Origin of the sequence: Pelagibius sp. Alg239-R121, from assembly GCF_947331435.1 — a bacterium.
Taxonomy (GTDB): domain Bacteria; phylum Pseudomonadota; class Alphaproteobacteria; order Kiloniellales; family Kiloniellaceae; genus Denitrobaculum.
In genome coordinates, this window is sequence record NZ_CAMZOF010000006.1 from 525,642 (window position 1) to 549,945 (window position 24,304).

At 55.0% G+C, this 24,304-nt stretch carries 23 protein-coding genes and 2 tRNA genes; 8 read left to right on the top strand and 17 right to left on the bottom strand.

Features of this window, described 5'->3' with window-relative positions; translation table 11 throughout:
* Positions 1-11: 11 nt before the first annotated feature.
* Positions 12-1,514: a M81 family metallopeptidase gene (locus QMZ18_RS21515; protein ID WP_282608402.1), complete on the bottom strand. Its 1,503-nt coding sequence runs from the start codon at positions 1,512-1,514 to the stop codon at positions 12-14.
* A 196-nt stretch (positions 1,515-1,710) separates the two neighbouring features.
* Here QMZ18_RS21515 and QMZ18_RS21520 point away from each other — a divergent pair, with 196 nt between their 5' ends.
* A complete protein-coding gene (locus QMZ18_RS21520; RefSeq protein WP_282608403.1) occupies positions 1,711-2,499 on the top strand; it encodes a protein phosphatase CheZ in 789 nt (262 codons plus the stop codon).
* Between the two features lie 82 nt (positions 2,500-2,581).
* Here QMZ18_RS21520 and ilvD read toward each other — a convergent pair whose 3' ends face one another.
* The 9 genes from ilvD to QMZ18_RS21565 all read right to left on the bottom strand — a co-directional run bounded on the left by ilvD (position 2,582) and on the right by QMZ18_RS21565 (position 15,162).
* The gene (gene ilvD / locus QMZ18_RS21525) at positions 2,582-4,321 is read right to left on the bottom strand and encodes a dihydroxy-acid dehydratase (RefSeq protein ID WP_282608404.1); all 1,740 of its coding nucleotides are present in this window, start codon (positions 4,319-4,321) and stop codon (positions 2,582-2,584) included.
* A gap of 211 nt (positions 4,322-4,532) precedes the next feature.
* On the bottom strand, positions 4,533-5,324 hold the full coding sequence (locus QMZ18_RS21530; protein WP_282608405.1) for an arginine deiminase family protein: 792 nt from the start codon (positions 5,322-5,324) through the stop codon (positions 4,533-4,535).
* A gap of 37 nt (positions 5,325-5,361) precedes the next feature.
* On the bottom strand, positions 5,362-8,010 hold the full coding sequence (locus QMZ18_RS21535; RefSeq protein WP_282608406.1) for a valine--tRNA ligase: 2,649 nt from the start codon (positions 8,008-8,010) through the stop codon (positions 5,362-5,364).
* Positions 8,011-8,134: 124 nt separating this feature from the next.
* The gene (locus QMZ18_RS21540) at positions 8,135-8,824 is read right to left on the bottom strand and encodes a DUF2497 domain-containing protein (RefSeq protein ID WP_282608407.1); all 690 of its coding nucleotides are present in this window, start codon (positions 8,822-8,824) and stop codon (positions 8,135-8,137) included.
* Between the two features lie 105 nt (positions 8,825-8,929).
* Positions 8,930-10,336, bottom strand: a complete 1,407-nt coding sequence (locus tag QMZ18_RS21545) for a TolC family outer membrane protein (protein ID WP_282608408.1) — start codon at positions 10,334-10,336, stop codon at positions 8,930-8,932.
* Positions 10,337-10,408: 72 nt separating this feature from the next.
* A complete protein-coding gene (locus QMZ18_RS21550) occupies positions 10,409-11,065 on the bottom strand; it encodes a protein-L-isoaspartate O-methyltransferase (protein ID WP_282608409.1) in 657 nt (218 codons plus the stop codon).
* A gap of 398 nt (positions 11,066-11,463) precedes the next feature.
* Entirely contained in the window at positions 11,464-12,711 is a 1,248-nt protein-coding gene (locus QMZ18_RS21555; protein ID WP_282608410.1) for a c-type cytochrome, read from the bottom strand.
* Between the two features lie 6 nt (positions 12,712-12,717).
* Positions 12,718-14,394 (bottom strand): PQQ-dependent dehydrogenase, methanol/ethanol family, encoded by a 1,677-nt coding sequence (locus QMZ18_RS21560; protein ID WP_282608411.1) that lies wholly within the window; start codon positions 14,392-14,394, stop codon positions 12,718-12,720.
* Positions 14,395-14,592: 198 nt separating this feature from the next.
* On the bottom strand, positions 14,593-15,162 hold the full coding sequence (locus tag QMZ18_RS21565; RefSeq protein ID WP_282608412.1) for a peroxidase-related enzyme: 570 nt from the start codon (positions 15,160-15,162) through the stop codon (positions 14,593-14,595).
* A 223-nt stretch (positions 15,163-15,385) separates the two neighbouring features.
* Between QMZ18_RS21565 and QMZ18_RS21570 the strand changes: the two genes are divergently transcribed.
* From QMZ18_RS21570 to QMZ18_RS21585, 4 genes are all read left to right on the top strand, one after another.
* Positions 15,386-15,459 (top strand) — tRNA-Cys (locus tag QMZ18_RS21570).
* Positions 15,460-15,703: 244 nt separating this feature from the next.
* Entirely contained in the window at positions 15,704-15,886 is a 183-nt protein-coding gene (locus QMZ18_RS21575) for a hypothetical protein (protein ID WP_282608413.1), read from the top strand.
* A 175-nt stretch (positions 15,887-16,061) separates the two neighbouring features.
* Positions 16,062-16,137 (top strand) — tRNA-Asn (locus tag QMZ18_RS21580).
* 332 nt (positions 16,138-16,469) lie between these two features.
* Entirely contained in the window at positions 16,470-16,847 is a 378-nt protein-coding gene (locus QMZ18_RS21585) for a hypothetical protein (protein WP_282608414.1), read from the top strand.
* 84 nt (positions 16,848-16,931) lie between these two features.
* On the opposite strand, the gene QMZ18_RS21590 is transcribed toward QMZ18_RS21585, so the two are convergent.
* From QMZ18_RS21590 to QMZ18_RS21605, 4 genes are all read right to left on the bottom strand, one after another.
* A complete protein-coding gene (locus QMZ18_RS21590) occupies positions 16,932-17,414 on the bottom strand; it encodes a hypothetical protein (RefSeq protein ID WP_282608415.1) in 483 nt (160 codons plus the stop codon).
* Between the two features lie 29 nt (positions 17,415-17,443).
* Positions 17,444-17,782 carry a hypothetical protein gene (locus QMZ18_RS21595; protein WP_282608416.1) on the bottom strand — a complete coding sequence of 113 codons (339 nt, stop codon included), beginning with the start codon at positions 17,780-17,782 and terminating at the stop codon, positions 17,444-17,446.
* A 187-nt stretch (positions 17,783-17,969) separates the two neighbouring features.
* Positions 17,970-18,206: a hypothetical protein gene (locus tag QMZ18_RS21600; protein WP_282608417.1), complete on the bottom strand. Its 237-nt coding sequence runs from the start codon at positions 18,204-18,206 to the stop codon at positions 17,970-17,972.
* A complete protein-coding gene (locus QMZ18_RS21605; protein WP_282608418.1) occupies positions 18,206-18,718 on the bottom strand; it encodes a hypothetical protein in 513 nt (170 codons plus the stop codon). The genes QMZ18_RS21600 and QMZ18_RS21605 overlap by 1 nt, the downstream gene beginning before the upstream one ends.
* Positions 18,719-18,948: 230 nt before the next feature.
* Between QMZ18_RS21605 and QMZ18_RS21610 the strand changes: the two genes are divergently transcribed.
* The 3 genes from QMZ18_RS21610 (at position 18,949) to QMZ18_RS21620 (ending at position 21,389) form a co-directional block, all read left to right on the top strand.
* The gene (locus QMZ18_RS21610; protein WP_282608419.1) at positions 18,949-19,623 is read left to right on the top strand and encodes an HAD family hydrolase; all 675 of its coding nucleotides are present in this window, start codon (positions 18,949-18,951) and stop codon (positions 19,621-19,623) included.
* A 405-nt stretch (positions 19,624-20,028) separates the two neighbouring features.
* Entirely contained in the window at positions 20,029-20,541 is a 513-nt protein-coding gene (locus tag QMZ18_RS21615; RefSeq protein ID WP_282608420.1) for a hypothetical protein, read from the top strand.
* A gap of 14 nt (positions 20,542-20,555) precedes the next feature.
* Positions 20,556-21,389, top strand: coding sequence for a hypothetical protein (locus QMZ18_RS21620; protein WP_282608421.1), 834 nt, complete (start codon positions 20,556-20,558; stop codon positions 21,387-21,389).
* Between the two features lie 216 nt (positions 21,390-21,605).
* On the opposite strand, the gene QMZ18_RS21625 is transcribed toward QMZ18_RS21620, so the two are convergent.
* Genes QMZ18_RS21625 through QMZ18_RS21635 form a run of 3 tightly spaced genes read right to left on the bottom strand, consistent with a single transcriptional unit; the run spans position 21,606 to position 24,052 of the window.
* Complete coding sequence (locus tag QMZ18_RS21625) at positions 21,606-22,253, bottom strand: hypothetical protein (RefSeq protein ID WP_282608422.1); 648 nt, start codon at positions 22,251-22,253, stop codon at positions 21,606-21,608.
* 48 nt (positions 22,254-22,301) lie between these two features.
* Positions 22,302-22,748: a hypothetical protein gene (locus QMZ18_RS21630; protein ID WP_282608423.1), complete on the bottom strand. Its 447-nt coding sequence runs from the start codon at positions 22,746-22,748 to the stop codon at positions 22,302-22,304.
* A gap of 2 nt (positions 22,749-22,750) precedes the next feature.
* Positions 22,751-24,052, bottom strand: a complete 1,302-nt coding sequence (locus tag QMZ18_RS21635) for a hypothetical protein (RefSeq protein ID WP_282608424.1) — start codon at positions 24,050-24,052, stop codon at positions 22,751-22,753.
* Between the last annotated feature and the right edge of the window lie 252 nt (positions 24,053-24,304).

Genomic DNA, 24,304 nt, shown 5'->3' on the forward strand with positions numbered 1-24,304 from the left:
ATCTGTACGAGTTAAGCTGTTTTTCGCGGCATGCGCCGGATGTCGGGCCGCAGCTTCTTGAACTCAAGCAGGTCATTATCGATGACGTTCGGACCGGGAGCCGCGACCACCAGAATTTCCTCGGCAATAGGTTCAAAGTCCGCCCGGAAGTGCACAGAACTTTTGAGAATCAAGATAGACATTTCCCGCGGCTCGATACCAAGATGACGGAAGATCTCCTGGTCGGCTGCCTGCAACTGCCTGGATCCGACAACCACTTTGATGCCGCCGATCTGCAGCAACGCCATAGGGCCAAGTTCCATCCTCGCGCCGCGATAGAAGGGCCCCGTGCCCTCGAACTTGCCGTCGCCCAACTTCAAGACCTGCGCCAAGGTTTCCAGGGGTTCTTTTCCGGGCGATCCGTAGCGACAGCCCAAGCGCACGCGTATTTCCGTCCCTTCGCCCGCCAGGTGAGCTGCAGAAGCCGTTTCGGGGTCGAACAGCAGGGCCAACGCAGCCTGTTCCACGCCTTGTTTCAGGCATTCCTCCAATAGCTCGACGGCGTTTGAATCGGCTCCGCCGCCGGGATTATCCTGTGCATCCGCGAGAATGACGGGGCGGGACGCACCGCTAGAAAGGGATTTTGCCCGCGAAACGGCGGTTTCGGGCGCTAGAACATCCGGTGCGAACTCGGATTCATGTGCGACAGCGGCCGTTCGCAGTTCTTGTGCGACCCCGTCTGCGGTCTCCTGGTCATCGGCATAAGCCAATGCCGAAGGCCCGGCATGATGAAAATCGGCCGGATTGAAACCACAGGCAAAAGAGGCCGACCAGACCTTGCCGCCCTCTTCCGCCGCAACCTGCCGATAGAGGGATTTGGCTGGCTCTTGGAAAGTGCAGCCGCTGGTGAGAGGAATCATAAATGGCAATTGGCAGAAAGCCTTGGCAGGTTTTCTTCCCTCGATGATGATTCTCTCCAACAGGCGTGCCGCCCGCGCGCCGGTAACCGCCATATCGACGTGAGGATATGTTCGATAGACGACCAGAGCATCCGCGTGCGTCATCATCTCCGGCGTAATGTTGGCGTGAAGGTCGAGCGAGACGACGACAGGCAGCTCCGGGCCCACCTGATTTCGCAACCGCTCCAGGAACGCTCCTTCTCCGTCATCGAGATGCTCGGTTACCATCGCGCCATGAAGATCGAGGTAGACGGCGTCGATTTCTGTCATCCCACTCAAATCCGCCAGCATCCCGCCGACGATCGTCTCGAAGGCTTCTTGCGTCACCTGGGCCGATGGCGAGGCTGCAGACCAGGAAAGAGGAGCGATCTCAAATCCAGATGCCTGAGCAGTCTCAATAAAGCCGGCAATGGGAATGTTGACGCCGGCCACCGCCTCAAACATCTCTTGTCCCCGGGTCAGCCCTGGCCAGGCACTCGGGGTTTCGAAATCGACCAGTTGGGCCTTGGTTGGTGCAAAGGTGTTGGTTTCATGCTGGAAGCCGCCGACCGCAATCCGGCAGATTTCTGCTGTCATGGAAGAATTCGCCTCTATCCTGTTGGTGTTTCGGAGTTCCGGATGGCCTTTGCGAGACGGGTTGCTGCCACAGTCACTTCCCGGGCGATCGATAGATTCACTTGATCATAAATCCTTAAGGACTGTGGGCTTATACATCACTGGGCGCACTAGCGCAGCTGTATTGGTTTTGATCATAACGTAGGTGGTGGGGGTCATGTCGCAGAGCCTTCCTGTTAAAGAGTTTTCCGCAGAACGTCAGCTTCGCTTGAAGCGGCTGGGACAATTGACAAATGGCAAGGACAGTGGCGAAGGCGTGGCTTTGCCGAGCTTCCTGGCAGCAGACGACGGTTCCGGTGTCTCGAACGCCGAGGTTCTGGAAGCCATTCGTGAACTGGGCGAAAAGTTAGGTTCGGGCGGATTTGGCGGTGGCGGCGATGGTCTCACAAGCGATGACGAGCAGGCCGCATTGGAAGAAGCGCGCGACGTGCGCATCGAGATCGCGCAGATGGTTCGCTCCATCGGACGCGCCAAGGCTGAAATCGCCTCGATCAAGCACCCTCTCGCCAGCGAAAGCGACGATAAGGTGCACCGGGCTTCAAGTGAGCTCGATGCGATCGTTCTCGATACCGAAACCGCGACCAACAAGATTCTGGCCGGCAACGAAAAGATCGAAGCCGCCATCAACAAACTCAACACCACGCATCACGACGATCCCGACGTTCAGGCCATGACCGAAGACGTGGCCTTTAACGTGATCGAGATCCTGGAAGCCTGTAATTTCCAGGACATCACGGGGCAGCGGATCACCAAGGTCGTAAATACCCTGCGTTATATCGAAGACCGCATCCTGGCCATGATCTCGATCTGGGGCGTTGATGCCTTTGCGGATCTGCCGGTCGAAGTCGGCGATGATGACCGCGAGGGCGATGATGCCCTGATGAACGGACCCGCGCTGCAGAACGAGGGTATCTCGCAGGACGATATCGACGCCCTCTTCGACTGACTTCCAGGCAAAGAGATTACAAAAAAGAAAGCGGAGGCCGAAGCCTCCGCTTTTTTCGTTCTGGCGTCAGACTGTCCCGGGATCAGATATCCGCGTAGACGTGGGTTTCTTCCTTGCCGCCGGGATGGGTCACCGCCCCGAGGTAAGCCGGACCAACCGTCTGTGCATAACGCCAGATAGCGCCCGATTGATAGTCATGCTTGCCCGGATTCCAGTCTTTGCGGCGGGTTTCAAGCTCCTCGTCGCTGAGATCGACACTCAATACGCCTTCTTCAGCATCGATGGTGATGCTGTCGCCGTTTTTCAGCAAACCGATTGGGCCGGCGACGGCTGCTTCCGGACCGACATGACCGATACAGAAGCCGCGGGTCGCACCTGAAAAACGTCCGTCTGTGATCAGCGCAACCTTATCGCCCATGCCCTGGCCGTAGATCGCGGCCGTTGTGGCCAGCATTTCACGCATCCCGGGGCCGCCTTTGGGGCCCTCGTTCCGGATCACAAGAACCTCGCCTTCCTGATAGTCGCGGCGTTCAACCGCATTGAAGGCATCTTCCTCGCATTCGAAGACGCGGGCCGGGCCGGTGAACTTCAACCGCTCCATGCCGGCGACCTTCACGATGGCGCCTTCCGGGGCTAGATTGCCCTTCAGTCCAACCACACCGCCGGTCGGCGAGAGAGGATTGGAAACCGGGCGGATTACGTCCTGATCTCCCGGGAACGTCACCTTTTCCATCTGCTCGGCAATGGTCTCACCGGTGACAGTGATGCAGTCGCCGTGCAAATGACCGCCTTCGTACAGTGCCTTCATCATGACCTGCACGCCACCGATCTCGAAGAGATCCTTGGCGACATAGCGCCCGCCGGGCTTAAGGTCGGCAATGTATGGTGTCGATCGGAAGATGTCGGTGACGTCCTCCAGGTCGAAATCGATGCCGATTTCGTTGGCAATGGCCGGCAGATGCAGGCCGGCATTGGTCGAACCACCGGAAGCGGCCACGATGCGGGCGGCATTTTCGAGCGACTTGCGGGTGACGATATCGCGCGGCCGGATGCCCTGAGCGATACACTTCATCACCGCTTCACCTGAAGCTTCGGCGTAAGCGTCACGGGATTCGTAGGGCGCTGGTGCGCCGGCGGAACCCGGAAGTGCCAGCCCCATGGCTTCGGAGACGCAGGCCATGGTGTTGGCGGTGAACTGCCCGCCGCAGGACCCCGCCGAGGGACAAGCGGCGCATTCGATGCCCCGGAGCTCCTCATCGGTGATTTTACCGGCAGAGTGCGCGCCAACGGCCTCAAAGACGTCCTGAACCGTAATGTCCTTGCCTTTAAGGCGCCCCGGCAGGATGGACCCGCCATACATGAAGACCGAAGGAATGTTCAGACGCACCATGGACATCATCATGCCCGGCAGTGATTTGTCGCAGCCGGCAAGGCCGACAAGCGCGTCGTAGCAGTGGCCGCGCATGGTCAGTTCGACAGAGTCGGCGATCAGGTCGCGGCTGACCAGGGAGGCCTTCATGCCGGCGTGGCCCATTGCGATGCCGTCAGTGACTGTGATGGTGGTGAATTCCCGTGGCGTACCGGCAGCCGCCTTTACACCCTTTTTGACGGCCTGTGCCTGACGCGCGAGAGAAATATTGCAGGGTGCAGCTTCGTTCCAGCAGGTTGCGACGCCTACAAAAGGCTGCGCGATTTCCTCATCGGTCATGCCCATGGCATAATAGTAGGAACGATGCGGCGCTGATGCCGGTCCGACCGAAACATGACGGCTTGGCAGTTTCGACTTGTCGAAGCTGGGGTTGGGGTTGCTATCGAGTGGCATGACACTCCCTCTGCTGGTTTTTTCGTTATCTCACCTCGGAACCCACCCTCCACAAGGGGGATTGCCCGAATATTGCGCGCAGAATAGCGATGCGTCCCGGCCCGTACCAACACAAATAACGCACAACACAGTCCCGTGGCCTGCATGAATGCATGACGGATCTAAGATGCCTTTTTACGGAGGCAGGACGGAACGCGGAGAGTGTCGTTACTCAGCTATGCCAACGGAGCGACATGCAGGAGAGGCCGGCATCGACCTTCGCAATTTCCGAAGTGTTCAGTGGCACGAGGCTATAGCCAGCCCGTTCCAACAAGGCATTGGTGCCTAGAAAGCCGGTTCCGAGGAATACACGGTCGTTGACGCGTAAGGCGTTCGCAGCGCCCTCCTCGCCTTCGGGCACGATAATCTGCGCAAAATCCTTGAAGACGCCAGATGCCGACAGCCTTTGTGTCGTTAAAACGGTCGTGTCGTCCATGAGGGAACAGTCGGATTTGAAATGCAGGACATTTTCAGGTGTCCTGACGACTTCGCCTTTGCGGCCTATTTTCTCCAGGCAGGCCATGAGCGCGTTCGCGCCTTCGAGATCTGTTCTTGCCGATAGCCCGATCATCACACTGTCGGGGGCGTTGAGAATATCACCGCCATCGACGAACCCGCCGTCTAGTTCCAGAACGGTTTCGAAACGCTCCCGCAGGACCGGTGCGATCGCTGCAGTTTCAGCTTCCCGGCTTCCGATCCCCGGACGCAGTAAGATGGCGGCCTCTGGAAAGACGAGTGCCGGATCCTCGACAAAGATGGAGTCAGGAAATTCCTCCAAGGCATCAAGGGTCTGCACTGCGACACCCGCTTCTTGCAGGGCCGATACATAGGCAGTGTGTTCATCAACAACGACGTCGTAACGCGGATCATCCTGGCCGCCTGCGCGCAGACCTTTTGCAACGGACCTGGATGGCTTGCGCACAATCGCCGAGTCGAACTCGTATACGCTGAATGCCGATGTCATCCTGCTCATACCTCTTTATCAAACGACGCCGGAGCGCTCAGGCGTTCCCCAAACGCTCCAGGGCAGCCACGAGCTTTTCACGAGCGCCGAGTGATTCTTCCTTGCGTGAGCGTTGCTCGGCGACGACTTCCGCAGGGGCACGGGCGACAAAGCTCTCGTTGGCCAGTTTTTTGTCGACTTTGGCGATTTCGCCGTCAACTTTTTCGATCTCACGATTCAGGCGGGCCCGTTCCTCATCGAGATCGATCAGATCAGCCAGGGGCAATGCCAAGGTCGCTTCGTCGACGACGATCTGAACGGATCCCTTCGGCGCTTCACCCTGAAGCACTTCGAACTGCTCCAGGCGGGCCAGACGTTTGATGATGTCGCCCTGCGCAAAAACACGGCCTTGGGTCGCTTCGCTCGCACCGCAAACCAGGACACTCGCTTTCGAGGACGGCGGAACATTCATTTCTGCCCGGATCGCGCGGATCTCCGAGATGACCCGAATGACCCAATCGATCTCGGCGGCGACCTTGGCATCGATCATATCTTCGCCAAGATCCGGCCAGGCGGAAGAGATCAGCGGATCGCCTTCCTTTTCGCTCAAGGTTTCCCAAAGCTCTTCGCTGATGAAGGGCATGATGGGATGGAGCAGATGCAAAAGCTGCGACAGGGTCCAAGCGACGGCCGCGCGCGTCTCGGCGGCTGCTTCGGCATCTTCACCACCGATGATCGGCTTGGTGAACTCGAGATACCAATCGCAGAATTCATGCCAGGCGAAGTGGTAGAGCACGTTCGCCGCGTCATTGAAGCGATAGGCCTCGAAGGCTTTGTCCAGGTCCAACCGTGCCTGAGCCACCTTACCGACGATCCAGCGGTTGATCTGCAGCTTGCACGCCCGGGGATCGAAGGAAGGATCCAGTTTGGCGCCGTTCATGAGGCTGAAGCGGGCCGCATTCCAGAGTTTGGTGGCGAAATTCCGGTAACCTTCGACCCGGGACTCGGACATCTTAATATCCCGTCCGGGTGCTGCCATGGCTGCCAGGGTAAAGCGTAAAGAATCACAGCTGTAGCGTTCGACCAGATCAAGCGGGTCGATGACGTTGCCCTTGGACTTGGACATCTTCTGGCCCTGTTCGTCACGGACCAGCGCATGGATGTAGACCGTGTGAAACGGTACGTCGTCCATGAAGTGGAGGCCCATCATCATCATCCGGGCGACCCAGAAGAAGATGATATCGAAACCGGTGACCAGGACGTCGCCCGGATAGTAACGCGCAAGTTCCGGCGTCTCTTCCGGCCAGCCAAGCGTGGAAAACGGCCAGAGTGCCGAGGAGAACCAGGTGTCCAGCACGTCTTCGTCGCGGGTCAGCTCGACGGCTTTACCGTAGTGCGATTCTGCGGCAGCTTTGGCGGCCTCCTCAGTTTCTTCGACAAAGGTCGTGCCGTCCGGCCCGTACCAGGCAGGAATTTGATGCCCCCACCAGATCTGGCGCGAAATGCACCAGGGCTGAATGTTTCGCATCCACTCAAAATAGGTATTTTCCCACTGCTGAGGCACGAACCTGGTCCGCCCCTCCTCCACCGCCTTGATGGCGGGTTTGGCGAGAGTTTCAGCGTCGACATACCATTGGTCGGTCAGCCAGGGTTCGATCGGCACGCCGCCGCGGTCACCGTGCGGGACCGTGTGGTGATGATCTTCGACTTTCTCCAACTGGCCGGCGGCTTCCATATCGGCGACCACCAGCTTGCGTGCCTCGAAGCGGTCCAGGCCGCGGTATTTTTCAGGCACTTCGTCGTTCAGCTTCGCATCCCGATCGAAGATGTTGATCATTTCCAAAGAGTGACGGCGGCCGACTTCAAAGTCGTTGAAGTCATGGGCCGGTGTCATTTTCACTGCGCCGCTGCCGGTTTCCGGGTCGGCATAGTCGTCGGCAACGATCGGGATGCGGCGGCCAACCAGCGGCAGGATCACGTGCTTACCGACGATCGCCTGATAGCGCTCGTCCTCAGGATGCACCGCGACACCGCTATCGCCCAGCATGGTTTCGGGCCGGGTGGTGGCCACCACGACGTGTTGATCAGTTCCCTCGATGGGATAACGGAAGTGCCAGAGATGACCGTTGGTCTCGGTCTGCAGGACTTCAAGATCCGAAATAGCGGTGTGCAGTTTCGGGTCCCAGTTAACCAGGCGCTTGTCTTTATAGATCAGGCCCTGTTTGTGAAGCGCAACGAAAACCTTGCTCACCGCTTTGGACAAACCCTCGTCCATGGTGAAGCGCTCGCGCTCCCAGTCCGGCGAAGCTCCGAGGCGGCGCAACTGGCGGACGATGGTGCCGCCCGATTCCGCCTTCCAGTCCCAGACCCGGTCGAGGAATTTCGCTCGGCCCAGGTCATGCCGGGTCATTCCCTGTTCCGCTAGCTGCCGCTCTACGACCATCTGAGTCGCGATGCCCGCGTGGTCGGAGCCTGGCTGCCAGAGGGCATCTGTTCCCGCCATACGCTTGTAGCGAATCAGGATATCCTGAAGCGTAAAAGTCAGGGCGTGCCCCATGTGCAGGCTGCCAGTCACATTTGGCGGCGGCATCATGATTGTATAGGGCGCAGCGTTGGATTCGACGTCAGCCTTGAAAGCGTCAGATTCTACCCATTGCGCATAATGCTTCGCCTCGACCTCATCTGGCCGATAAGTTTTCTCCAGCATCGCTGGGTCATCCTCTTTTACCGAGGCGGCCGTGCTTTCGCGAAGGCATCGGCCACCGGATCGGGGAATTCGTGAGAGTTTGCCGGTTGTAGCCGGCTATCGCCTGAAGTGTTTACCGGCGGAGTTACTGATTCTCAACCCGGCGGACCATTTTTTTAATTTCTTCGCGGACGATGCGTTCAACCATCGACGCCAGATGGGCATCCAGCCAGAGCTTGAGTTCCGGGCGCAAAGCCTCACGAACCAGGTCTTCAAGGGTCCGTCCATCGCCAATGGCAAGCGCTCGCTGGGTGAGTGCCGCTTTTGCGATTTCAGACAGTGCCGAGCTCGCCGCAACCTGCGTGGGCTCGGAGATCAGGCTCTCGCCACCGTCGCTCTTATTTTCTTCCAGGAGTTCGTCGTCCAACTCAAGCGCCACATTCGGCTCTTGTGCTTCGTCTTCGACCGCCTCCAGTTCTGCTTCTGCTTCTGGCTCTGCTTCAAGCTCGATTTCGGGCTCTGGAGCCGGCGCTTCTTCGGCATCCCCTTCGTCAAAAATCGGCTTCGGTTCAGGAATTTCCTCTTCCACCGCCTCGACTTCGACGTCTTCTTCTGGCGTAGCCGCCTCTTCGGCGGGAGCTTCGATTTCCACCTTTTCGGTCAGCTCCAACTCATCTTCCTCGTCGTCTGCGCTTTCTTCGGCAGCCGCCTCAGGTTCCGCGGCCACTTCTTCCTCGCCCTGACCTTCTTCGGGATCGTCTTCAGAAATGATCCGCCTGATGGAGGCGAGAATCTCCTCCATTGACGGTTCGTCTTGGTTCTGTTGATCACTCATCGATCAGGTATCCTGGCGTAAAAACGAAGTTAACAGTACATGAACAGCAAGATGCTTGGCCCTAGGGAATAGCACAAGCTGGTTAAAAACCGTTAAAGTGATGAATTATTCGGTTCCGGGAGCACTCAAGCCGAACCATTTATCCCGAACCGACCTATAATCGGCCTCAACATCGTAAACTTCGACCGGCAATCCGATGAAGCCGGCATTAAGCCGCCCGATCGCCGACAGCACCTGATATCCGGCAACAACTTCGTCCCTCTGAGCGCCGACCAGACTGACCTGGGAGTTCAGAAGCTCCTGTTCAGCATCAAGAATGTCCAGGATGGTCCGGGCGCCAACCTCGTTTTCCTGGCGTACGCCCTCAAGCGCAATTTCGGCCGAGGCAACGGCGGATTCGAAGGACCTGATCTGGGCTTGCGCCGTCATCAGAGCTTCCCAGGCCGACACTGCGACCTGTTCCGCACGACGGCGTTGTTCCTCGATCTGGACACGCCGCTGACTGGAGATCTGTTTGGCTGCACGCACCCGGCTCGAAACGCTGCCCTGCTGATAGATCGGGATCGAAACCTGAGCAATCAGGGACGCGGAATCCGTTTCCGTATCCGAACTGCTGACTTCATCCTGATGTGACAGGGAACCAACCAGGCTTACTTCTGGATATAGTTCACCGGTCACCTGACGCACGTTCTTCTGGGCGGCCAACTCGGTATAGACCGCTGAAGTGACATCCGGGTTGTTTTTCGTCGCCTGGGCAACAATCTCGTCCTGCGCCGTTGGCAAGTCTCCAGGCACAGGAGGTGCCGGCAACGTTCCGGGGAAAGATCCGATGACTTCTTGGTACACAGCTCGGCTCGACGTCAGATTACCCTCGGCGGCAATACGATCGGAAACCGCGGTCGCGTGGCGCGTTTCGGCCTGGGCGACGTCAGTACGAGTCACTTCCCCGACTTCGAAGCGGTCTTCAGTCGCCTCAAGCTGCTGTGCAAGAACACCCTCGTTGCTGATATTCAGCTGCAACACTGCCTGATCGCGCCAGACATCCGTGTAGCTCGTGGCAGCGCTCAGCAAAACGCTTTGCTCGGTCGAGCGCAGGCTTTCGCGCTGCGCTTTAACTTCGTTTTCGGCCCGTTCCGTGCCTGCAATCGTGCGTCCGCCACGATAGAGCGGCTGTGTGACGTCGATGTTGGCGGTGAAAGGCGTGAGGGAATCTTCGCTGTCCGTTCCGTCTGAATCCACTTCCGAGCGGCGTTTTCCCAGCGATGACCCCGCAGTGACGTTCGGGCGCCAATTGGAAAGCTCCTGCGGCACATTCTCGTTGACCGATCGCAATTCCGCGCGGGCGGCCCGCAGAGTGGGGTTTGAATCGTAGGCTTGCGACAATGCTTCAGGAAGCGTTTGCGCCTCAGCCGTCGACACCGCAAATACCTGCGACATCATAAGAGCGGCCGCCGTTAGGACGCTCAAGCCTCGCAGAGTTCCGGTGCTTTGTCGGACCGATTTCAATTTCACTTTGCCGCTCCCAATAAGCTTTTACGATGCAGGTCCGGCACAGCGTCCGGACGCGGGAAGTCTACCGGTTGATTAAAACACAAATCCACTTACGCGTTCGAATCCGTTAAGAACAGGAGTCGAGGCATCAAACAACCGCCGTTGTGAGATAGTTTCGCCGTTACGCAGCATCAAGGTCGCCCGGCCTAAACCGGTCTCGTCCTGAATGACCGCAACAAGCCGTCCGCCGTCCGCAAGCTGCGCGGCCACGGCCTCGGGAACCTCGCCAATCGAACCGCTGAAGAGGATGACATCATAAGGTGCCTGTTTGGCATAGCCCTGAGTCATATCACCTGAAACAGCGACTGCGTTATCGATGCCCATCCCGTTCAAGGTTTCGTTCGCGGTCGCCACCAGTTCCTGGTCGCTGTCCAGCCCCACCACTGTTGCGGCGATCTGGGCGAGGATGGCAGTGCCGTAGCCCAGTGCAGAACCGATCTCCAGAACCATATCGTTGGTTCCAGGAGCAGCGGCCTGTATCAGGCGCGCGAGAATCATCGGCTCCATAACATGGCGTCCGCCGCCAATCGCGAGATCTTCGTCCACATAGGCGACACCGCGAAGCGTGTCCGGCAGAAACGCTTCGCGCGGGATCGACTCGAAGCCGGCAATCACCTGTTGATCGGTGACCTTGTTGGTTCGGAGTTGGCTTTCCACCATATTCGCGCGGGCTGCAGTGAAATCGATCATTTCTGTCTCGTCATTTCCTAGAGCGTTGTGCGTCAAAATCCGACGCCGCAAAGAGGCTCTAAATATATAAACCAGAGCAAACTATCGATACCTATTCGATGCTGAACAGGTACCGTTTGCTCTCGAATTCGTTCGATCCTGTTTGACACAATAAAATGCCGGTATCGCCTTCCAACATTACAAATGAGAGCCCGATACAGATTTTACCTCGAACCAAAGTAAACAATCAGGTTCTAGCCATAGAGGCAAGAAGCCGCGAATCCCTATACGCAACCCTCTGCGACGTTATATGACGACGATCGGACGAAGACAATCGCTCAGACAGCATCCAGAGGTTACGAAACGACCGTAACGGCTAGGATTTATGCCAGAGAAATCCCGTATACGCGTGATGAAGCTTATCGCGCAATTCGCCGCTCAGCGACGATATCAGAGAGGGTCAGCGCAGGCCGAATGAAGGGGGGACTTGGCGAAGCAACATGTGTCCGGCTGTTCTGCGTCGCAAGATCAATGGATCCGTCATCCAGCAAGGTCGAGAGCGCATTGTCGACACGCGTTAGCAGTTCACTGTTCCGGGCAAGCATGGCAACGCCGATATTGAAGGAAATCGGATGGCGGTAGGTGCTGAGCCGGAGGCTCGTGATCGGATTCTGGCGGCGATGAAAATCATAGGCAGGAAGGGAGATCAAAGCGGCGTCGAATAAACCGTTCTCCATTTTCCACAGGAAGCCAGGGCCCGGCGGATAAGTCACTGCGGATGCCACAACAGGTCGTGGGGCCTGCTTGACCGTGAGAACGCCTGCGAGCGTTCCCTGTTCGATCCCCACTTTCAGGCCCTGCAGGTCATTCAGCTGGTTTATTTCCTTTTCGCCATGTTTGGCCGCCAGAACAACGCCCATTTCAATCCGGCCATAGGGACGAGAAGCCGAAATCGCCTGCAAGTCCACCTGATGCCCGGATGGCAGGTTTTTAGGCCTGTCGTGCCAACGCGGTAACGCCGCCCTGGCGGATGGGGGATCTCCGAGAGCATTTTCATAGAGTGCGTAGCCGGGCGCGATGTCGCAGAGGCCATGGGCAAGGAGGGCATAGACATCCCGGACCGGATCGCTCTCCTCCTCGAGTTCACCTTCATACCACGTGGTCTCAAGCGACAGCCCGAGCTTGTCGGCCAAAAGGCGCGAGACGTCGTAATCGAAGCCTGTCCCGCCCTTGTGCCGTGCGCCTGACATGATCCCGCCATTTCGGGGGAGACAGACGGTCAGGGTGTCACTCACTATCAGTTCAGACGCCGTGGATGTCTGCGGGGTCTCCAAGCGTGATTGCTTACCGGCCGGCGCAAGCTTTGTGCCGTTTTGCGTGATGACGTAATACCAGACCGCCTCGAGTTCTTCCGGATAGAGAATGTCACCCCAGGCCGGCATGTCGCCCCTGCCCTTCATGACAGATTCGACGAAACGTTCCTTCTGATCGCCGGGAAACTTCCTGAGATCGTATGAGCCGGTTCCCGGATTGACCATGTTGAGTCCATGGCAATGGGAACAGAACTGTTTATAGACCGACGCGCCTTTCTTGGCCGCCTCATCCGCGAAGGCAGCTGGCGATAAGAATATCGCCAGCCAGGCAAGAAACGGAACCGCAGCCTTCATAGGTGCTCAATTCCCACCGAGTGCGAAGGTCCATACGGCACCGCCCGGAGGGAACTGGGCCAGGCGTTCGTCGCCGGAAAAGAGTACATAAACCGCGCCGCCGCCGTTCAGGACTGTGACGTACTGCTTGCCGTCCATCTCCCAGGTGACAGGTTGACCGACGACTCCCGAGCCGGTCTGGAACTCCCAGAGCTTCTCTCCGCTTTCAGCGTTAAACACTTCGAATTCCCCGGACTGAGCACCGGTGAAGACAAGGCCGCCGTCAGTGGAGAGAACACCGGCAAATCTTGGGATTGCGGAACCGGCCGTCCACTTGGATTTTCCCGTCATCGGGTCGATCGCGCGCAGATGACCGCGGTCTCCCTCCGGCCAGGACCAACTGAACTCAGCACCGAAGTAAAACACGCCGGCCCGGTATTGAGGCTCGACGGCCTTGTAGTTCATACCGATATTCAGGGTATTTGCGTAAGCCAGACCCGTCGTCGGGTTGAAGGACATCGGCGACCAGTTCTTGCCGCCGAAGGCTGAAGGCCAAAACTCCACCTGCTCGCCGCTGCGCGCCTTCGCTGCCGTTTCCGTCTGGTTTGGTTTACCCGTGGTCAGATCAACGCTGGTCGCCCAATCGACCCGGTCCACGAAGTGGTTCGCCGCAATGAGATCGCCTTTCTCCCGGTCGAGCACATAGAAGAAACCATTGCGATTGGCCTGCATCACGACTTTTCGTCCGTCGATTTCGGTCAGGACCAGTTCATTCGTGCCGTCGTAGTCGAAGGGATCGTTCGGTGTGAACTGATAATGCCACTTTATGCTTCCAGACTTGGGATCCAGTGCCAGCATCGAACCGGTGTAGAGATTGTCACCCTGCCGGACACCCGCGTTCCATGGTCCAGCGTTTCCGACCCCCCAATAGACGGTGTTCAGTTCCGGATCGTAGGTCCCGGTCAGCCAAGCCGGCCCGCCGCCATTTTTCCAGGCATCGCCTTCCGGCCAGGTTTCGCCGCCCGGCATGCCGGGCTCGGGAATGGTGTAAGTCCGCCACAAGCGCTCGCCATTCTCAGGATTATACCCTTCGATATAGCCGCGGATGCCGTATTCGCCGCCGGAGATGCCAACGATCAACACGCCGTCCGCGATGAGCGGTGCGACAGTCATGGAATAACCGGTGCGGAAGTCGATGGACTGAGTCTTCCAGACCTCTTCACCGGTCTTCGCGTCCAGCGCCACCACATGGGCGTCGAGCGTGGTACGGAAGATTTTGCCGTTTAGGATGGCGGCACCACGGTTCACGATACCGCAACAGGCGACCCGGGGTGTTTCCGCCGGGTATTCCAGCATCGTTTTCCATAGCTGCCGGCCGGACTTTGCATCCAAGGCGACGGTCGCTTCATGGGTTGTAACGTACATCACGCCTTCATGAATGAGCGGATGGCTTTCCTGCCCCCGGTCGCTCACCAGCGAATAGCTCCAGATCGGTACAAGCTTGCCGACGGTTTCGGTATTGATTTGATCGAGCGGACTGTGCCGGTTCTGATCGTAACCCATGCCGTAGGTCAGGATATTGCCGGGCGTGGTCTTGTCCGCCGCGAGGTCATCAAGTGTCTGCGCAGCAGCGCCCTGAGCGATAAGCGCTGCGGCGGCAGCGCCTATTATGCCGGTCGCAGTTTTCCCCCATCCGGATTTCATAGCTTGGTCCTCCCAACTCTTATTTTTTCTTTTTGGTATCTGGGACCTGTCGGCTTGGCCAGGTCCCGCTAGGATCGATCTTCTGATTTCACACGTTTTCCAAGGAAACAGACGAAGGCTATCATATCGAAATCACGTCGCGGCACAATCAAGCGAACGTACTATCCGGTGAGCTCTGCAATCCCGACTGGCAACGAGTCAGCGGCCCTGATTGTGATAATCGGGGTTTGGAACCATACCGACAGCGCTTGCCAAGCGGTTCGACATATTGAAGAAAGAGGCGATTGCTGCGACATCCCAGATGTCTGGATCGCTTAGACCGGCATTGCGTAGATGCTGCCGGTCGGCCTCTTCAATCGCACCACTCGAGAGGGTCATCTTAAGAGAAAAGTCCAATATTGCGCGCTCACGAGGCGTCAGATCGGCCATGCGGTAATTCATCACCAAAGCCTCACCCAATTCTGGCTTGTCTGAGAGCACCCGCACAGCCGCGCCATGAGCGACCTGGCAATACCAGCAGCTATTTTGGGCCGAGATAACGACGGCAATCATCTCTCGTTCAAGTTTCGAAAGATTCGAGGGGCCAAGCATCAGATCATTATACATCTGCCCGAATGCAGCCAGCTTTGCCGGGTTAAAGGCGTAGGCGACGAGCACATTGGGAACCAGCCCAAGCTTTTCCTGGCATTTTTCAAACAGCTCCGACACTTCTTCGGGCAAGGGATCAGGCAAGGGCAGGTCGAGTGCCGTCGTTTTGGGGTGCTCCATCGTTTACCTCTGCTCCTGAACGAATAACCCTGTGTTCGCCGGTAAGTCTTGGCGGGCTGACTGCGTTATGTACAGGAAATTGGCCCGCTTTGTCTCAAACCTTCCTGCGGTCTCAAGACACGGGTGATTTTCGTGCCCTGCCCCTAACTTGACCGCTTGACCGCCATTATCGGTCTCTTTATACCTCCCGTCTCGGTCGGCACGCGCCTGTGTTGGCTGCTAAGGCCCGGTAGCAGAGTGGTTATGCAGAGGATTGCAAATCCTTTTACGTCGGTTCGATTCCGGCCCGGGCCTCCATTCCCTTCTCAGCGCATTTGTCCGGTAGTCACCTCAAGCCTTTAAGGCTTGTTTCGACGCGTCTCGCCGCTCACCCCATTCGAAATTTTACACGGCTCCACGCTAACGTGATCGCTCGATAGGGGTTGCACGCGGCCAGTGGCTATCGCAAAGCGCACTTCTTCGTTAAGCTCTTGCTAACCATGCGGCTGCCAAGATCGCTTGGTGACACAGCTTTTGTCGAAAACAATTACGGATTCCCGGGATGTTGAGAGAAAGCATATTAGTCTGTCTGCCCGAACGGCTTCATCCCGTAAGCCGGATTTATCTCGACAACTGGCTGACAGGCGACCTTTCGACGGCCGAATTCCTACGCTGGTTCCACATGCCGAACTCCGATTACATTTCCGTCGCCAAGTGTATTCTAACGGTCGCCTCAGGCGCTTGAGAAGGCCGTTCCGAATGACCTGTCAGGTCGGGAATTATGTCGCATCAATCTTGCGGTCATAAAAATCAGAAAAAAGGCTCCAAATGATTTGCAGCCCTCTGATGGGTTTGATATAACCCCGCCGCTCCCACATGGAGCCACGTTGGTCTTTCGGTGCCACACCGGAGTCCTTTGTTCCGCGGTAGCTCAGTTGGTAGAGCAGGTGGCTGTTAACCACCTTGTCGCAGGTTCGAGTCCTGCCCGCGGAGCCAAATTTTTCAATAACTTAGCCGAATCTTGCACCTCCCGTCCCTGCGGCGAGTACCCATTGAGTACCCACAAGCAGAAATTTCCAGGCCATTTTTCCGGAATATCGCGGGATCAGGCGGGACAAACCGGGATGCTCTCCATTTCCTTCCCCTTATGCAGTTAGTGCAGATAGTGCAGATAGCTTTTCAGCACCACAAGAACCGCAGTATTCTGCCGTTTAAAGTGCAGACCTAACTGCAATGCAGAAATTGCAGTTAGCTGCAGTTAGGTCTCCGGCCTCGCGTTGGCGCGCGTGTGGCCGCTGGGTGAAATGATCAAAACCCAGAAGGAGACGGTGGGGCTGAATACTGGCTCGCTTCTCCGTGGTGCCAACGAGGAACCACGGGACGAACGCCCCACGCTCGCTGAAGCTGGTATTGATAAGAAGCTGTCCAGCCTCGACAACAGCGGCGATCTTCTCAACCGTGCGGCCGGAAACGCCAGCAAAGGCGCCTATTTTGTCGCGCGTTTTGCCATCGGCGGAAGGTGTGGAAAGTTTCCCTACCTTGCCGCCCTCGCTCATCCGTTCTTTCGCCGCCTCTTTCTCCTTCGGCAGCATTGCCCGCCGGATCGCATCAACCTCGCTCGGCAGGAAGTCCTTGCGGATGGCGTTCTCTGCAAACTCGCCTTTTACGATGTCGTCCAGCGGCGCGATCGTGACAGGGATGATTAACCTGCTATTCGCCTGCTAGAACAGGTCACCTCACAGCATCGCCTTTAAGGACCCGCAAAACTCCTTTTTACGGAGTCCGAAAACTCAGCCCCTCAGCGTTCGCTTAACATCAGCCAGTGTCTTACCAAGCTGCGCAGCTATGGCGGCATGAAGGCGATCAAAGCGGCGGCTCTCCTGACATGACCGGTAGGTGAGGTTATGAGCCTTACGACTGGCGAACCGTGGCGGGCTCCCCGCGAAGTGAAGCTTACCGACACGCTCGAATGTGACCGGACAGATGAACCACCAGCGCTTGCCGCCGCTGGCCAAGGTTGTCTGTATGAGCTGGACCTCTTGGACCATGGGCTTGCCTCGACACGAGAAGTCCAGGCGGATGTGTGGATAGCCAGCGCTGTAGACCATCGCACTATAGCTGATACTGGATCCGCTCGGCCAGGAGAGGCTGCCCGCCGTGTGCGAATCCTTGCCTAAGACGCCAAGTCGCTTCAGATCGAATATCGATAGCGTGAGCGTATCTTCCACCGCAGTCTTCGGGCATCTGGTCGGCCCGCTGCCATATCCGCCCATTTCCAGATTTCCTAAATCATTAAGAAAAGTCAGTTCCAGTAGGTGGTCAATCCAGACCTCAAACCCTTGGGCTGCATGCGCTTGAATAGCGATATCGCCCGGTCTGCTGCGTGCCTGGCTCGTGGTGTCGTGAAAGCTCCGGGGCCGGCCTCGAGAAGGTCATCTACGAACAACTGTTCGCGGAGTTCGCAGACCTTGAGATAGCGCTCGCGGAACTCCGGGTATTGGTGGAACCATCTGGCGATTGTCTTCGCCGACGGCATATTAGGTGCCTTGCAGATCTGGCTGATGCTCTTGAACTCCATCAGACCGTCAATCAGCCGCTCTTCCACAGCTTTGGAGAATTTGCTTGGTCTTCCGCCCGGCATTTACCAGCCCTCACGCACAGAGTGCCCACCGCGCCCGCGCGCGTGAAATTGTCGCGAAACTCGCTGCAGTGTCATGTGCCCCATGTCGGTGTTATATCGAAAGCAATCGCCAACAAGGCGCCCATGCTCAGGATCACAACGGCCGTAAACGCCGTGTCCCGCCAGAAATACGGTTTTCGTCGCCTGCTCATGATTGTTGGCCCTCTGCTCTCTGTTCGATCTCCCGCTTGAGCTCGACAATGCGCCGCTCATACTCGGCAATAAGGTCCTCTGGTGAGGCCTCGACCGGCTGCAGGCCATTTGGCACCTTTGAAGGCGAGCAGCGCTCCATGGCCTCCTGGCCGCCTTTCTCGAAGTCCTCGACAACTGTTTTCTTGAAGAGCTTCATTAGACCCGCGCGATTGGTGCTGGGCTTTGCTTTCATCAGACAAGTCCCTCTTGTTTCAGTGCCGCTTTGAGCATGGTTGGCTCGGCGTCGGATATCGACATAAACAGCTTCATGATTGGGCTGATTTTGCCGCTGTCCTGACAGGATCGGTATGTGAGGTTGTGGGCCTTGCGGCTGGCGAAGTATGGCGGGCTCCCGGCAAGGAACAGCTTCCCTGCCCGCTCTCCGGAGTCGGGACATATGAACCACCATCGGACTCCGCCGTAATGACAGGGCGTTGAATCCAGCAACACGATATCCATCATAGATTGGCCGTTCAGTCCGTAGCGCAGGTAGATCTTGGAATTGCCCTCGCCGTACATGTGGGCTTCGAAGGCGATGCATTGCCCCCAGCCTATAGCCGCCTCTCCCTTGGTCGTGCCGAAGCGATCGAAGGCGCCGGCCTCGTTCAGGTTGAAGACAGATATCTCCGGCGTGTCGTCCACCGTCTGTTTTGGATGTAAGGTTGGTCCGCTACCCCAGCCGCCCAATGCCACAATCTCCTTCATAATCGTTCGTGGCTCATCGCTGCACCATCAAATCTCAATGCACTTGCATGTACAGATTGTAGCATCTCAGCGATTCCGATACCAAGGCCGTCCGAAGACGACTGTTCATCACGGCAAGAGGCAACTTCGAAGGAAGATCCGAAGCGGGCCTTCGTTCTGGGGCATTAATCGTCGGCAGTGCGGACAAAGCTGCCCTTGCCGAAAACGCGCCAACATGATCTGCTTTGCTCATGATAGCTGCTGTACTTTTTGATCTGGACGAAACTCTGTTTGCTCGCACTCTTTCTTTACAGCGGTTCTTAGAAGATCAGCTTGGCAAGCAATATCCGGACATATTCTCGAACCTCGAAAACACCGTTAGCCGTTTTTTGGAACTCGACAACCGAGGAATGAAGCCGAAGGATGAAGTGTATCAGGCACTACTTGCAGAGATCGGTAGAAATGACCAAGAGCTAGTTGTCGAGCTTTTTGATCACTACGAACGCAACGCATGGCGATTTGCATCTGGATTCGATGGCGTTAGCGACGCACTCAATGAGATCAGAGAGTTAGGAGCCAAGATCGGAATTGTCACCAATGGACAAACCCATATCCAACTCCGATCTTTGCTTGCCCTGAACTTGGACCGGATGGCAGACGAATACGTGATTTCTGAGGCGGTTGGGCTGCGAAAGCCCGATCCAAAGATTTTTCATCTCGCTGCCGAAAGGTTATCAGTGCGCGTCGAGGACTGCGTATTCATCGGAGATTCCCCAACGGCCGATATCGTTGGGGCTAAACAAGTCGGAATGAAAACAATTTGGTTTCCGAACGGCGCAGTCTGGCCGCACGACCTGTCTGTACGTGCCGATTCAGAGATACGATCGTTGTCGGAACTGAGCGCAGCCTTGCATATACTCGCTTAGTTAAAGTGGGCTCTTTCCGGACCTTCGCTGCAATCTGAATGAACGTCCGCTCTGGACCCAGCCGACCGGTTGTTCCACACCCTGAACCCTTCCCTGTTCCCTACACCCCCCTGTTCAAAGCGCAACAGTGCCACAAGCCAGGGATACTGCGGGTTACAGCGATTCTGAAAGTGCAACACAATCCGAGATGTTGCACTTAGGGAATGCCGAAAAGTCCAGCATTTCTGCGGGTTGTGGCACTGTTGCGGTTAGGATTCGTTGGTTCGGAGGAAAATGGCCATGTTTCAGTCCTTACACGACGGAACAGACGCTGGCCTGCGTTGATCTAACGGCCTTCCCCAACCACGTATGATTGTGCTTCAATACCGCCTGCGATGATAGGTAATTTCGTTGGGGAAGATTGATATGCGAGTTATTTCGCCGCTTGCCGCCTTAGGCATGGGACTGATTGTTTTGAGTGCGTGCGCCCAGAAACCGGCGCCGAACCAGCAGCCTGTTACGGCAAGCACCGCTACAGAATCCTCCGCCAAGACTGGCACAGACTGGCTCCATGAAGAGCTGATGGTAAAAATTTTAAAACAAAAAATTATCTCAGTTGGAATTGGATCGAATCACAAGAAAGGCGATCCAAATCCTTATCGCGAAGGTATGCGTGGCTCTGCCCACAAAGCGCTATCAGCTTGCTTGGTTTGGGACCTGGAGAATGTATCCGTGACATATAAGCGAGCGCACATGGGAGGAGGCTCGGATCAGTCCAATGCCGAGTTCGTGGCCTTGAGAAACTGTCGGAATAAGAAGCGACAATTTCAGTATGACTGTACTTGTCAGCTAATTGACAGTGATGACGAGAACGTGCTCAAGGTGCCGGCCGACTTCCTTGCGAAGTATGAGAAGAAGTTCAGAGCTTCGACGGAATAGTGTTCTTGGACTGAATGGCAAATTGGAGAGATGCGTTGGGGGACGCTAAGAAGTTTGCAAAAGAGATTCTATCGATAGCATTTGCGACTCCAGCAGCCTTAAGTTTACTAGCAAAGCTGGATAGTCGCTTAGAATTTACACCAGCAATCGAGAGAATCGTTCTTAATTTTGACGCATTGTCGAAATATTTATGGGAATATTTTTCGTTTTTGATTAATTTTCCATTAACGCAATACATTGATCATTTATCACTATCGTTTTTATTGCTTCTAATAATGCCTATTTTGTTTCATTGTGTAAAAAACAGGCGATTTACTATTAATATCAACCTTTTGTCCTATAAATTACACGATATAACGAGATGGCAAATAATAATTGTGGCACTTCCAGTAATATATTTTACGATTATTTTCGATGCTTATTTTATCGTTATTATGGTGATCCTAGCTTCTAGCACCTCGAGTGCACAATATTTAGCAGAAAAATATTTATCTCGAAAATACAATTTAGGAAATGAAACTACAAAATTGATCGCGGCACTTATTGGCATTGCTCCCCTAGTCGTGACTTTTTTTGTGATTACGTATATCTTCGAAAAATACAAGTTGATAGACAAAGGGTTTTCTATTTTTCTAGGCCCGGCATTTTCTAATAATCCTGGTTTAAATACGATCGCAGATGTTCTTTATATATTGACGTTGATATTATTAATTTTGATATATGTAACCCGACAACTGAGATCTGTTGCCTACGCCTTCTTATGGGCCACCGGTGTGATTGCCGTCAATTTTGTCGCCGGAACATTGATCCCGGGGATAGACGCTTTTTTAACCAAAGCAGGTGCCTAGGGCAATCTCACCGGCTTTTCGCTCTCTTCAGCCACTCCGCGAGATAGTCTATTTGAGTGCTGATCGAGAGTTACCGCCGGCAGGCTTGGCGGGCAGAAGTGGCTCTGCTAAATCAAGACGATGAAGAGATGAATGACTCGGGGCAAAACAAGAAGTCCGCTGCACAAAAAAGGAGGCGGAAGCGCAATAAAAACAGCCGGCTAATTCTCAAAACTCTTACGAAAGAATGTCTCGTCGTGATTTTCTAGTAAAAATAGCTGTTCGGATCTCATTTAAGTATCTTCGCACGGCATCGTCATAGTCAAAAAATGCGCTGCTGAGTGCCGCCGTATTGAGATGAGACTGGGTAGGCGAAGTTTGGTCGATCGAGGTTATTAGATTGCCAACCTCTTCCATCAAGGCATCGTAGGCTTCATCGATCTTTTCTAGGCCTATATCGGAGATCGGTCTGGCAATACCTGATAAATTGATACTCGGGAGCAAGTGACCGTATTCTCGATCTGCTCGTAACAGTGTTTGGCTGACATCGTACAAAGTTGGCCCTAGTTCAGTCTGCCGTATCCTATCGAGTTCTTTTTGGATTCCAGCCCAATCGTCCAGGCTTACAGCATGCATATCATAAGCTGCCTCCAATAGAGACAGCCGAATTTTCCTTACACGCGCGAGTCCTTCGTGCGACATCTCTCTAACGTCAAAATCGAAATGATCTCGAACTTCTGTTCTATCTCGACCTTGAGTATGCCACTTACGATTGAAATAAAGTGTCGATACACTAATGCCGATCGCCAAAATAGAGATCGCGGTTCGGAAATCAATTGTCTCGAGCCAACCAATCGCGCCCAGATTTTGCGACAGCTCCCCCAACCGTTTTACCCTCTGTTCGCATTAGATTTTTCAATTGTGTCTCAAGAATTACTTTTTCGTCTTCCAGGAGCTGAGAAACGAAAACTTCTTTTGCCGACTTTGGATGCTGTCAAATGGCGAACCGCGGCCTAGTATCGTTGATACCGCATGATCAAAATTTAGTTGTGTGGTGTCTGAAGCATTGGTCAGCGTGAATACTTCCTTTGCATCGTCGATGGACTCAAGCAAGCTTATGTCGCTGGCCAACAACCCTACAAAAAAAGAAGGCGTTATTACCCTGACATGCTCCGGAATACGAATTTCAACCTGATCCGAGCCAGTAATTTGCTCTGACACGCCAAGCCGCTCACGCGTTGCCCTGCCGGTCTCCCTTCCTGAGATGGTATCGCGGCGACGATCTGTTGCAATTTCACTCAAGTCGATAACGCTAGAAGCTGCATTCTGGTTCATGAGGCTACCATCAGTTGGAGCGCATTCTAATCCAATCGCCGCCATCACTATACCACGCTCTCGCTGAGATTGTTGGGGTCAATTGTGAATCTCAAAGATATCACAGTTCCTGGAACTCTGTGTTTCAGCTTATATACATGGGCATCGCTTGGGGGCTGATTCAAGTCCTGCTCAACATTGAACGCTTGCAGATATGATTGATCCACCTGTTCCATCTGATTGTAAGGGGGCTTTAAGGCCAAACAGCTGTTTCCTGAGATTATCGCCATTTCAGGTTGTTCATCGCTTCGAGAGCTTTTGCCCAAACCGTTCATCATATTGATCAAACTCGACATACCACATCCCCCGATGTCTCTGTCTGCATACGTACCTTCACACGAAACTTTGTCCATGAGCGCGCAAGTAGTAATGAGTGCGTCATAATCGTACAGCTCAGAGGAGTTTTTATGTGCACTCGCATAGCTTCGAATATTCGATAAAATTTTAGGCTCCTCAGAGTTGAGCAGAGATTGTGCAAATGTCGCACCTAGCGTTACAATTCCAATATGACAAATAAATCGTGGAGTGCCGTCCGCTCGCTCTCTAGCAACCATGAAACCAGCTACTGACCATCCTCCATCAGCGTCTGCAGGATTTGCGTGTCTAGAGTTATCAAGCACTTCTGCCAATAGCGATCTAACCCAATCAGATCCGTTGTTCGTCAGCATAAAGCGTAATGCCATCAACCAATTATTTATGCTTTCAGAAAAGCGCCTTGCAACCCTCTCTTTTGCAGATTCATGGCTTTCGAAACCTAGTCGGTTCTGACGAATTCCGGAGTGTGTTGTGAGCCGGACTGGCAACACATCATTCACTGCATTTATTGGAAACAATCCCATTTTCAGAAAGGTTCTCAAGCCTACCGCCTCGAGAACCTTCATAAGAGGTCGAGACATTTTGCCGCCGTCACATGTCTCTGCCATTTCCTGTTGCATCAACCCAAGCAACATATAAGGACCAACATCAAGGCAGTACTCGTCCTCAAAATCTATGGAATATTTAACACCTACCGCATCTACCTCGGCGATTTCCACTAAACGCAGAATGGTTTCTTCTGGAGAATCCAAAAAAGAGAAGCAATCGAGAGATATTCGATTGTTTCTCTCGCTTAATTTTCTGAGCGTCGCTCGCTGAGTACTGTTTCTATCAGGGGCAAGTCCGTTAAGCAGGGCTTGTGATTGTTTTCGTCTAACAATCTCCCTTACTTGAAGTCTTCTTTTTCTCCGACGTTTACGATCAAAACGCCGTAGATTCAGCCTGTTTGCAGCCCCTTCTTTCGTTCTGTTAACAAAGTACCTGCGATTTGGCATTTACAGATACACCGAAACTGAACTTGCGCACATACGTCCCTCGCTTCCTCGAGGCGGATAGCGAGCAATGCTGCCGGCTTCCTGCTTCCCCCTATGCGGGAAACACTGACACGGAATTCAATGTGGGGCAATTGTGTTGGAGGGCGGAATACGATGGTGTGTGGTCCCCATCGGCGGCGTAGCGACAAAATGCTGAACACAATCGTATGTGGTGGACACGCACACTTTGAATTTCCGTGAGAAACCTTACTG